We start from the raw sequence: 12,677 nt of genomic DNA on the forward strand, positions 1-12,677 counted from the left end.
TGCCTCGAAAGCCGAATTGGTTAGACTTGTATTGGAAAGTTTGCCTGATTAAAAGCTCCAATTTTCCGCGCATACCAGGGGTAGTGGATAGTCTTTTCCCAGCTTTATGCGGCCACTGTCAAGTTTTTCTGAGGAAAGATGGAACGGAAGGTGCCGGTCAAAACCTTTTAACTTGTTCAGTTCCGGTATCCATCTTCCAATATAATCACCCTGGGGATCGTATTTTTTGGCTTGCAGCAGGATATTGAAATATCGATCCTGTCGTGGATCATTCCCCACTCCGGCGATATACATCCAATTGCCCCAGTTGCTGCAAGGATCGTAGTCGATGAGCTGCTGCTCGAAATAAGCAGCTCCCCAGCGCCAGTCGATTTCCAGGTCATTTACCAGGAAGCTGGCGACAAGTTGCCGGCCCCGATTGGACATGAAGCCGGTTTGGTTGAGTTCCCGCATGTTGGCATCGATAAAGGGAATTCCGGTTTTGCCGGCTGCCCATTTAGAAAACAACGTTTTGTCTTCTTTCCAGTAGCCTGGCCTGTTCTGAATGCCCCCAAGCTTAAAGATGCGGTTGCCATGCTTTTTGGCCATAAAGCGGAAGAAATCCCTCCAGATCAATTCGAAAATCAGCCAGTAGGTAGATTGATTTTTGGTTCTTTCTTTTTCGTAGCGTTTAACTTCCCCGTAAATTTGTCGTGGAGAAAGGGCTCCGAGGGCCAACCAGGGAGAGAGTTTGCTGGAATAATCAGCGCCCGATAAGCCATTTCGTGTTTCCTTATAATTGGCAAGACTGTCTGATTGCCAGAAGTAAAGGTTCATTCTTTCTAACGCAGGACCTGATCCTCCCCGGAAAAGCATGTCTCCATTGGCGGCCTGTGCTTCAATCTGGAAACCCGGTTTGACTATTTCCGGCCATGAATTAATATGTCCCTCCGGGATTTCGGCAAAGCGGACAGGTTCCGGAATTTTATACAGGGGCCGGATCCGGGAGAGTTTTTCGCATTCTTTTCTGAATTTGGTAAATACTTCCGGCATTTGTGCTACCGGGAATGGCAGGTCATCGATATGGAACAGGGTGCTTTGCCAGTAGCTTTCCGTGGCAATGCCCTTGCTCCAGGCGGCTTTTTCCATTGCCTGTTCCACCCTGATTTCCTCAGCCGTGACTTCCTGGGAAAAGCAGATCACACCTGCCCCGGCTTTATGTGCCAGGGAGGGTATCTCCTCTTCAGGTTTGCCGTGCAGGAGCAGCAGGTTTCCTCCTTTTGCTGAGATTTGATTTTGCAGGTCCTGAATGGTTTCGGAAAGGAACCTGGCGCGGAAGGGACCGGTTTTTTGCAAACCAAAATCACCCGGTCCAAACTGCCGGGGATCCAGACAATAAACGATTAAGATACTGTTGGCAAGTTCGGTTGCTTTTTTAAGGGTCAGGTTATCTTCCCACCTCAGGTCATTTCTCAGCCAGACGAGTGCTTTTTCATATCGCATACAGTAAACAAACTTCCTGTTCAGCCAAAGTGTTTTTTACAAAAAACCGGTATTGGCGGTTGATTTGCCTGCTTTCGCTAATGTGAAAGAACAGAGTTTTCGTTTGGCATTTTAAATCAAAGCGGAATGGTCAAGGTAAGAGAGGGAATATGACTGGGAATTCCCCCTGCATACCCTGGGACACTGGTAGGTAAAGGCTTAAAGCTCATCTGTGTAGCTTTCCTTTTATTGTTTGCGGCGCTAATAAGCATCGGAATACTTCCTATAGTTGCGATTCCGCCAACAACAGCCATGGCTACACCCATTCCTGTCGCTCGTTCCTCCGCATTGGAAGCACCAAAAAGGATGAAGTTTTCAGAAAACATGATGCTTCCCGCGGCGACCATGGCAAGCCCTCCTCCTGCCATGATATAGCCTGCCGTCTTCTGTCTCCGGCTTTTTTCAAGATATTCATTTTTGCTTTCCTGTGCTAATACATTGATTTGGCTGCCCAACAGGACGGCTACTATCAAAATGGGAACAATTTTATGTGTTTTCATAGACATTGATGTTTTCATTAAAATTTTAGATTTCGCTACTGCGGTTTCATTAAATTTACACACAATAAACCAAGGAAATGAAGCTTTAAATACATGATTATAAATGATTTATATCATTTTTTTGATGCTGTGGAAAGGGTAGGATATTTTGGTTCAGAGAAGAGGTATATTCTTATATCAATTGCTCACAGCTTCAGCTAGTGGCAATTGGTGGGGAAATCGGCATCATTGGCTTTAGCCAAAATTTTTCCCGGGAAGCATCTGTGGCCCAAAACCTTCCCCAATTTCGGCTAAAGCCGGGGTTTATGAAATCTCATTCTAGAGATGGGGCTAAAGCCGCCATCCTATTGAAGGGGGCAGGTCAAAGATTATTGATCAAAAACAATAGACAGGACCGTACTGATCAATTGCCTCCTGCTTCAGCTGGTGGCAATTGGTTGGGATATCAACATCATTGGCTTTAGCCAAACCTTTCGCCAGGAATGTGTTTAATTCCAAGTTTTCCCATGATCTCATACTAATTTTGGCTAAAGCCGGGGTTTATGAAATCTCATTTTAGGGATGGGGCTAAAGCCGCCATCCTATTGAGGAAAGAATGCCAATCAATTATTACTCAATTGCCCACTGCTTTAGCTGTGGGTTATCAAAGGGCAGGGTACCTATTGGCTTTAGCCAAACCCTATATCGGCAAGGAATTAGTTTCCGAAATTCCCAATTCCTTCCCCAATTTTGGCTGAAGCCGGGATTTGGGTTCTCAATCAAAAAGATGGGGCTAAAGCTGCCATCCTATTGAAGGGGACAGGTCAAAGATTATTGATCAAAAACAATAGACAGGACCGTACTGATCAATTGCCTCCTGCTTCAGCTCGGAGTCATTATTTTGATTATTAACCTGATTGGCTTTAGCCAAACCTTTTTATCAGGGTTGGATTAAATTCCGAATTTTCCCAAATCTCTCCCCAGGTTTGGCTAAGGTCAGGGTTTGAGGAATCTAATTTCAGAAAACGGGCGGAAACCGAATACCTAATGAGAGAAGATTGGTAATTGATTAATATTCAATTGCACCCTGTCTTAGTTCAATATTTTAGCTGAAAGGGTCAAAGACAACACCCTGATTTGACAACTTTAACATCGTAGTGTGTAAAGAATTGCCTAAGTAGAAAGAACATAATATTGCGAAAAAAATTACGCGAACCGTCTGATTTCAGATTGGATAGATCGAGTACAACAGCTTCAAAAAAGCAATAGTCTCTGGTGCAAAAGGATGTATATTTATTGATAGGCCCGTAACTTCATTTCACTTTTTGCGGATTAGTACAATTTTGCAAATTCCCACTAACTCTATAAAAATATATTATAGATAGAAAAAATTTGATTTAAATAATAATTTATATTTTTTGAATAAATATAGATTTTTTGTTTTTATGCAATCTAAAATTAGATTTTGATTATGTATAAACAGCGTAAAAATCGGTATATCAGGCTTATTTATTATTATCTATTCGACTAATTCAATCATTAAAAAAATAAAAAAACACAAAAAATTAGTCTAAATGTAAATATTTTATTATTATCGATTTTATTTATTTATTCGAATAGCCTGTTCGTTTATATTTAATTCTAAATAACCTAATCAAAAAACTAATGAAACAACCCAGACTAAAACAATTAAGGCCGGTAATACAATTGTTTTCAATTGTTGTTATTATCCAATGCGTTGCAATTGACCGCATTTATGCGGAAAAAAGAAAAAGTAAGGAAAATCTGTTTGAGAAAGTGTCTACGCCTGTTGCACTGTTTTTTCGAAGCCCATATAGTAAGGCAGATGTCATCGATTCTGATTTGGTATTTGATTCAGAAACCATGGTGGACGTAACCGTTTCTGGCGTAGTGACAGACCAGGAAGGGCAACCGATACCGGGAGTGACGGTTTCGATTCCCGGTACAGGGATCGGAACGGCCACAGATTTGGATGGGAATTACTCCATCACTGTTCCGGAAGGGTCAACTCTGGTTTTTTCTTTCATCGGATTCGAATCCCAGAGCATTGAGATAAATAACCAAACAGAAATTAATGTATCATTGTCGGAAGATGTTGCATCCCTTGATGAGGTAGTCGTAGTTGGTTATGGATCTGTCAACCGGGAAAACCTTACCAGTGCGGTGAGTTCATTGAATGAGGAGGATTTTGTTGCAGGTACCGTTTCACCATTGATGGCGATTCAAGGAAAGGTTCCGGGATTAAGTATACAATCTACCAATGGCGCCGATCCCAATTCCGGGGTCTCCATCCAACTAAGAGGGGTCAATTCCGTGAACGCCTCTCAGGGTCCCTTAATTGTTATTGACGGGGTGCCAGGTGGGGATATAAACACGGTTGTAAAAGAAGACATAGCTTCCATAGAAGTTTTGCGTGATGCTTCCGGTGCTGCCATTTATGGTACGAGGGCGTCCGGAGGGGTTATTCTTATCACTACCAAATCAGCGCTGGCAGGTAAATTATCAGTCAGTTACACCGGAGAATTGTTTGCTGAAACCGTGCGAAGATATAATGAGCCACTGGGGAGGGATCGTTTCCTTGAAGAAGGTTTAGGCGATGATTTAGGGCACAATACCGACTGGTTTGACGAGGTAACGAATGATGTGCCGATAAGCTACAGAAACGTGATAAGCCTAAGTGGAGGTGTAGAGGAAGCAAAAATCCGAGCTACGATAAGTAATCGGAGTGCTACAGGCCTTGCCATTGGGGCGCAGCGAGATGAAACCCAAGCAAGAATAAATACAGATTTTACCTTATTCGATGGATTTTTAAGAATAACCAATAACCTTTCTTATAGTGAGCGACAATCTGAATTTTCGAATAATGATATTTTCAGGATGGCTTTACAGCTTAATCCGACCGAAACACCTTATGATCCCACAGAGGCCCACGGTCTAAATGTCTGGACCGGAGGATATGATTGGTATAATCCGGTAGCCGATATTCGATTACGGACCGATCAACGAAAATATTCCTACCTGTTGAATACCACTAGTTTTCTGTTCAATCTCTCCGATAATCTCTCCCTTACTGCTCGCTATTCAATGAATAATGACGACAACTATGGCACTTATTGGAGGTCCGCACAGCATAAAACTTCTTTAGATGAAGGGGTGGCTGGGTATGCCAGCCACAGTTATGGGGAATCAAAGGACAACACGTTTGAGACATTTCTTACGTATGATCAGATCTTTGGCTTACATACCCTTAATGCAGTGGGAGGTTATAGTTTTCAAGAATTTAACGGACAAGGATTTTCTGCAAATAATTCGGATTTTGCAGTAGACGGCATAGAAGAAAATGACCTGGGGACTGGTAGATTTCTGGCTGAGGGAAGGGCTGGATTAGGCTCTTATAAAAATCCCCGCGTCAGATTGATGGCATATTTTGCTAGGCTGAATTATAGCTTTGACAACAGGTATTTGATCACGGCCAGCTTGAGACGTGAGGGATCGTCGAAATTTGCCGAAGGCAATAGGTGGGGAAATTTTCCGGCCATTTCTATAGGATGGAATATCCACAATGAACCGTTTATGCAATGGCAGACTTGGTTTACCAATCTTAAATTTCGTGCTGGTTATGGTGAAACCGGGAATGAAGGTTTTGCACCTGGTGTAGCTACCAGAATGTACGGTCCGGATACCTGGTGGTTGATGAATGGCGAGTGGAGAAGGACCTATGGAGTTTCTCATAACCAGAATACTGATTTAAAATGGGAAACAAAGAAAGAATACAATATCGGTATTGACTTTGCTATTTTGGACGGAAATATTTCCGGTAGGTTCGATGTTTTTCAAAGAGATGTGGACGATTTGATTTATGATATCTCTGTTCCGCAGCCACCGGCCATTCACGATAAGACTACCATGAATGTCGGGGTCCTTCGAAATACAGGCTGGGAAGCAGAACTTACCTGGAATGCTGTTGATAATACCGACTTCCGCTATGTAACTACAGTAATCGGATCGGCCTATAAAAGTGAGCTGGTGAGCCTTTGGGGTAATCAGACCTTTTGGGATCGAAAAAGTTTTCCTGCACCGGGGAGTCCGGGAAATGCTGTCAGGCTGTTTCCGGGAGAGCCCATCGGGCGATTCTTTGTGTGGGAACATGCAGGATTTACAGAAACAGGAAACTGGATGTTGAGAGGAAGCGATGGAGAGGTGTTTGATGTTACTGAAAGAACCAAAACCAACGAAGATAAAAAGTTTATCGGTAATGCCATACCGAAGTTAATCCTGGCCTGGAATAACCAATTTACTATTGGAAAATTTGATCTAAATGCGTATTTCCGAGGCTGGTCAGGGCATGATATTTTCAATATGCCTAATTTTTACTATGGGATACCACTGGAATCTAGAAATGTCCTGGTAGAGAATTTTGAAGAACAAAGGCATATCACGGGAGAAAAGGAGCTGAGCGATTACTGGATTGAGGATGGAGACTTTCTGAAGTTGGATGTGCTTTCTATAGGATATACATTTAATTTTCAGGGGAACCGAGGAAACCGGCATGTAAAAGGTTTGCGTGTTTATGCTACAGGGCAAAATTTATTGGTGCTAACCAATTATTCCGGCCTGAATCCCGAAGTAAATATCAACGGTTTGGATCCTGGGTTTGAAGAGAGGGCAACCTATCCGCAAACCCGAACTTTTATGTTTGGTGTTCAAGCGAATTTCTAAAATAAAAAACAAGACTATGAAATTGATAAAATATATAATTGTTCTATTTTGCGTCATTGTAACAAGTTGCTCTTTGGATGAAGTATGGTATGACAGGGTGGTGCCCCAAACCTTTTTTAAGACGGAAGGGGATGTTTTATCAGCGCTGTACCGGCCTTTTACACATGCAAGATGGTATCTAACCGGAGATCGTTGGATAGCACAGGAATTTTCTGCAGACCAATTTGCACGATCAACAAAAGGAAGACATTGGTATGATGGAGGGCGTTATGCACGATACCAACACCATGAATGGACGCCAGACGAGTCTCAATTGTTCGGAACATGGCGAGGGACCCTGCAAGGCGTGGCACTAGGCTTGGACGTGAAGCAGGATTTGGGTCGCCTGGATTACGCTAGCCTCGCTCTTTCTGAAGAAGATAAAGCAGCACATCTAGGCCAATTAGATGCCCTGATTGCATTTTTCTACTTGAGGGGGCTTGATTTTTTTGGAGGGCTACCCATATTTACCAGCCTGGATCAGGAAGATGTTCCTAGAAGCACAGATAGGGAAACGTTCGATCATGTAGAAGGATTGCTGCAACAAGCATTGACCGACTTGTCCACCAATGAAGTGGGAGCGCCGCAGGAAGGAGCGATCACGAAAGGAGCGGCTGCTGTAATGTTGGCCAGACTTTATTTTAATGCAGAGGCCTACATCGGTGAGCCCATGTATGATGAGGCTGCCAGAATCTCCGAGGGAATTATAGGCAATGAATATGGGACTTACAGCCTGGACCCGGACTGGAAGGGACCCCACGACTTCGAGAATCATCTTTCTCCGGAGATTATATGGTCAATACCTTCCGAATTTAACCGCTTGGAATACACGCACTACGGTCACATGTATCATTATAATTCCCGGGTTTACTTTGATGTGGACTTAGGCTCTAATAACGGCACGCACTTACAACCATCAAGAAAACCAGATGGGACTTTATATACAGAAGAATTTAAGTTGGGATCTCCCTACGAAAAGTTTGAAGATACGGATCTTAGAAAGAAGCCATTCAGGTATTTGGGTTCGGGTAATTATGAAGGAATGTTTTTGGTAGGTCCGCAGGTTTCTCCCATAAATGGTGAGCAGGTAATCGGCAATGAGGAGTATAACGGACAGCCCCTTGTTTTTGTCGACCAGGTCGGAAGGTTTTCAGAACTGGGGTCAACCTTTGAATCTATTGATGAGCTGCCGTCAAATATTGGTGCAGGTGAGGAAAATACCGGTGTAAGGATAGTGAAAATACCGGTGCCTTCAAGTCAAGACCTTAATTTGAGATGGGCAGCTGATCATCCTGTATTTAGATTGGCTGAAGTATACCTGATGTTAGCTGAGTGCAGATTGAGAATGGGTGAACCTTCTGGCGCAGCCGAGTTGATAAATGAAGTGAGAAAGAGAGCTTTTGAGGGAGGTACTGACCCGAATCCGGCTACTGCCGAAAACCTTGACTTTTACCGCATGGCTGACGAATGGGGAATTGAGTTTTTAGGGGAAGGTAGAAGAAGGACCGATCTGATAAGATTGGGTTTTTTCACGACAGAAAGATGGTGGGATCACACGCCCTCAAATTCGGATCACCTGAACAGGTTTCCTGTACCTACTGAAGCGTTATCGGCCAGTAATGTTTTGGAACAGAATCCAGGGTATTAATCATCTAAGGCTGCCTTAATAAGGCTTCAGTAAAAGCTTTTTTAGTTGAATTGGGAAATCCGGCCTCGGGATCTATTTCCGGGTGCCGGATTTTTTATTATATCAAAAGCGGAATGGGGATTTTTTGTGTAGGATGGTGCCGGTTATTCCTTTCCAAATTTTAACCTAAATACTTCCGGTTTTTCATTGTTAATGGTGACCAATAGGTAGTCTTCATCTCCAAAATTGACGATATCCAGGCTCCTTACGGCCTTTTGGGTAAAGTTTAAACCAAGCTGATCTCCGTCTAGTAATTTTCCCTCAGCGGTAATGATATTTCCGGAAAGACTTCCAAATCGACCATGGTAGGGGGATACGCCAAAATAATTGCCGCCTGCCAAAACTTCTTCCTTACCGTCACCATTGAAGTCATATTTTAGAAAGGAGGTCAGTGGAGCTACCTGTAATGGTGCTTCAAAGGCTTCATAAGTAAAGCCGCCACCGGAATCGAGTAGGTAACCTGATGCGAGCGTATGGACGGTTAAAAGACTGGCCTTTTCCAGTTGCTCTTCGTCAAGAATTTCCTCCACAGGTTTGCCTGCAAAATCCGTGTAAGCGGTAAACTTTTTCCTAAGAAAGCTCATTTGGCTGCTTAGTTCATCCAGTCCTGCAGCCGTATAGTAGTTTCCGTTTTTTTCGTAAGCCACTATGGTTTCGGTACGCCCATTATCGTCAAAATCCGAATAATACATTTTTAACGGAGCCTTTTGAGTGGCTTTAAATTTTGTGTTTAACCCCCAATTTCCCAACAGGTAGTCCATGTTACCGTCCCCATTGATGTCAAATGGGATGATCGATTGCCAAAGGCCATTTAGCTGTTGGTCTAGTACATGATCGGTCATGTCCTTTAAAACACCGTTTTGATTTCGGAGAAACCTTGGGCTCATCCATTCCCCCACCACAATGAGGTCCTCCCAACCATCCCCGTCAAAATCTGTCCAGACCGCATCTGTTACCATTCCGATACGTTTCAGGTCTATATTTTCGATGATCTCAAAGCTGCCTCCTCTATTTCTCAGAAGATAAGATCCGGGAAGTTTTCCAAAGTCATTGGCAACTGCCGCACCTCCGACAAAAAGGTCTATGTTACCATCTTTGTCGTAGTCTTTTGCTTTTACGACCGATCCATTTTCAAAATAGGAAGGAAGCTCAGTTTTACTAAATCCACCGGTGTTATTGATGTAGAGACGATCCCTCAGAGCCTCATTTTCGTCCGCAAACTCTCCACCTGCAGAGACAATGAATACATCATTTCTCCCGTCATTATTCAGGTCTTCTACAATCGCCGATACATCTTCATAAATCGAATCACTCGCAATGGCCACGACCTGTTTTTCCTTAAAACTGTCAGGATTTTGAAGGAAAATCCGGGCAGGATGGCCGGTAGCACCTCCAAAGAATATATCTTCCCGGCCATCGCCATCCAGGTCTTTGACGACGATTGCCGGACCCCTGTCAGAAATTTTGTAGGGGATGAGCTTTTGACGGTTGAAATCGATAAACCTGTTTTCCTGGTGTTCATATGCTAATCCGGGTAAGGATGCTACTTTTCGAAACCAGGTTTCAGGCTTAGGGAAAATTCGTGAATAATCTACTGTTTGGCGGTTTTCTTTCGGATTTAGAATCAAGGTTTGATTAACGGCGACCTCATACTTCATTTCGAATGAATTATCCGGCCAGATCAGGAGTAAGGAATCTATTGGCTGGCGATTTTCAAACCCAAAATGGATCAGAGGCTCGGATGCGGACTGAAAGCCTTTTGTAGTATACAATTGCTTTAACTGCATTTTGCCTTGATGCCAGGAGATCACTTTTGTGCCAATCCCGAAGTGGTTCGGTGCAGTGAAGTTTACCTTGATTTTCAAATACGGTGAATTTTCTTTCGAATTATTCAAGTATATGGAAGCCAGCTCATTGAGGTTATTTGTAACCAAATCCAGATCTCCGTCATTGTCCAAATCCCCCCAGGCGGCACCATTGGATATATTGGGAATATCTGAAATCCATTCACCTGATTTGTCTGAAAACCGAAGATCTTCGCTCCCTTTGAAAATATAGTTTTTCACTTTTCCCGAGGGCATCTTTTTCAAAGCCTCCTGATCGAAAATATTTGATGAGTTAAATTTTCGCTCGATTTCCTCACTGGAAATATAATTGATGTAGTCATGGTCATTGGGTCGTCGGGCTATACCCGTAGATATAAATAAATCCTGGTTACCATCCAGATCAAAATCAGCGATTAGCGGGCTCCAGCTCCAGTCGGTTGCTGCTACATTACTATATAAGGCTATTTCCTGAAAATATTCGCCGGAGCGGTTGATTTGTAACATGTTTCGGGCATACTGAGGATGGTAGTGGAGGCGTTCAATTTTGAGGTCATGGGTGTAAATAGGGTCATCGCTCATCGATGATTTTAGCACTTTCTCATCCTCGGGAAGCATATCGAGAGAGATAATGTCCACATAACCATCCCGATTGATATCCGCAGCATCACTTCCCATGGAAAACCGGCTTACCTGGCTGAATTTGTCCTTCAGTTGTTCAGAAAAGGTTCCGTCGCCATTGTTGATGTAATAATAATCATCTTCATGAAAATCGTTGCTAATATAGAGATCTGTATACCCGTCATTATTAAAATCGGTAGTTGCCAATCCTAAACCATAGCCATTGGCACCACCAAAAATTCCGGCTTCCCGGCTTACATCTACGAATATTCCGCGCTCATTTTTCAGTAATTTATCACCACTTTCATCGGTTCTGTCATTCCTTATTTCCGAGGGACCATAGGAATTAACCGTATGTACCGAATGGTTTAACAGGTACATATCCAGGTCTCCGTCGTTATCATAGTCAAAAAAGGAAGCCATTGTGGAATAGTTTTGAAAATCCAGTCCGTATCTCTTTCCTTCTTCCGTGAAAGTAAGGTCTCCGTTATTAATAAACAGCTCATTTTTACCTTGCAAACCGTGGATTCCTACTACAGCACATACATAGATATCAAGATGCCCGTCACCGTTCACATCGGCCATGGTTACGCCTGTATTCCAATCTGAGGCACCTGCAACTCCGGCCTTTTCTGTAATATCTTCAAATTCCATATTGCCCTTGTTTAAATACAGCTTATTGGCAACTTGATTTCCGGTGAAATAGATATCCTGAAGTCCATCGTTGTTGATATCCCCTATGGCTACCCCTCCGCCGTTATAGAAATAGAGATAATACAGAATGCTAAGGTTATTGGTTTCTGTGAGTTCATTTTTGAATTTCAGGTTGGAAATTGCAGGGTCTACAGAAGTAAACAGGTAACTTTTTTCAGCCTTTTCCTCTGAGCATCCATAAAGATTAAATAATAACAGCGCAGCCAGCAGGTGTTTCATTTTCCTTGATTAAAATTCATAATCACTAATTTAGTAATTTGAATCGGCTGAATAAATCTGTGCCCCTGTTTTTCTGGTCAAAACAAAAGAATTTAAAGACCACCTGGTATATTAGGCTGGCCCTAATTTTGGCTAAAGCCGGGGTCCATGAAATCTCATTCCAGTGAATGGGCTAAAGCCGCATTCCTATTGAAGGGGACAGTTCAAAGATTATCAATCAAAAGCAATAGTGAGTGCCATGCTGATCAATTGCCTCTTGCTTCAGCTGGAGGCAATGAATTGGGATATCAGCATCATTGGCTTTAGCCAAAATTTTTCCCGGGAAGCATTTGTGCCCCAAACCCACCCCGATTTTGGCTAAAGCCGGGGTTTATGAAATCTCATTCTAGGGATGGGGCTAAAGCCGCCATCCTATTGAAGGGGGCAGGTCAAAGATTATTGATCAAAAACAATAGGGCTTCTTGGAAAATTCTATAAAATTTGACCACGCAGGATGAAACTACATCCTTCGTGGTTTTTTTATGATTATTCGCTCTGCTCGACAGTACAATTTCGCTTCGGTAAAGTACAATTTGTTAGTGAATCGAGTGGCTCTTTTTTGCTTTTTTGTCAATGGGGCATAGTTATCCCATCGGAAAGGGTTTTTGATCGTTTTCGCCTTTAGGCTGCCTTCTCTCTGGGTGCAGGCTCCTCCCGGTTTCTTTTTTTGGCGATTTTCACCGCATTGGCCGCCATAGTTGCAAAAAGTACCATCATCATTTCCCGCTTTTCGCCCCGGACTTTTATTTTTTTGAGTCCGTAATGGTCTTTGTGTGTCCCGAAAACGCCCTCCAT

6 protein-coding genes are annotated in these 12,677 nt (G+C 43.0%); 3 read left to right on the forward strand and 3 right to left on the reverse strand.

Annotated features, from left to right (window positions below):
* Positions 1-48: 48 nt before the first annotated feature.
* A complete protein-coding gene (locus BUB19_RS01835) occupies positions 49-1,482 on the reverse strand; it encodes a DASH family cryptochrome (protein WP_073090823.1) in 1,434 nt (477 codons plus the stop codon).
* A 116-nt stretch (positions 1,483-1,598) separates the two neighbouring features.
* Complete coding sequence (locus BUB19_RS01840) at positions 1,599-2,021, reverse strand: hypothetical protein (protein WP_073090829.1); 423 nt, start codon at positions 2,019-2,021, stop codon at positions 1,599-1,601.
* Between the two features lie 1,644 nt (positions 2,022-3,665).
* Between BUB19_RS01840 and BUB19_RS01855 the strand changes: the two genes are divergently transcribed.
* Both BUB19_RS01855 and BUB19_RS01860 read left to right on the forward strand, forming a co-directional pair.
* Positions 3,666-6,740, forward strand: a complete 3,075-nt coding sequence (locus BUB19_RS01855; RefSeq protein WP_073090850.1) for a SusC/RagA family TonB-linked outer membrane protein — start codon at positions 3,666-3,668, stop codon at positions 6,738-6,740.
* Positions 6,741-6,813: 73 nt separating this feature from the next.
* On the forward strand, positions 6,814-8,427 hold the full coding sequence (locus BUB19_RS01860; RefSeq protein ID WP_245802754.1) for a RagB/SusD family nutrient uptake outer membrane protein: 1,614 nt from the start codon (positions 6,814-6,816) through the stop codon (positions 8,425-8,427).
* A 143-nt stretch (positions 8,428-8,570) separates the two neighbouring features.
* On the opposite strand, the gene BUB19_RS01865 is transcribed toward BUB19_RS01860, so the two are convergent.
* Positions 8,571-11,843 (reverse strand): VCBS repeat-containing protein, encoded by a 3,273-nt coding sequence (locus BUB19_RS01865; RefSeq protein WP_073090861.1) that lies wholly within the window; start codon positions 11,841-11,843, stop codon positions 8,571-8,573.
* Between the two features lie 238 nt (positions 11,844-12,081).
* On the opposite strand from BUB19_RS01865, the gene BUB19_RS24635 reads away from it, so the two are divergent.
* Positions 12,082-12,204: a hypothetical protein gene (locus BUB19_RS24635; protein ID WP_262485828.1), complete on the forward strand. Its 123-nt coding sequence runs from the start codon at positions 12,082-12,084 to the stop codon at positions 12,202-12,204.
* Positions 12,205-12,677 lie beyond the last annotated feature (473 nt).

The organism is Cyclobacterium lianum (assembly GCF_900143075.1).
GTDB classification, from domain to species: Bacteria; Bacteroidota; Bacteroidia; order Cytophagales; family Cyclobacteriaceae; genus Cyclobacterium; species Cyclobacterium lianum.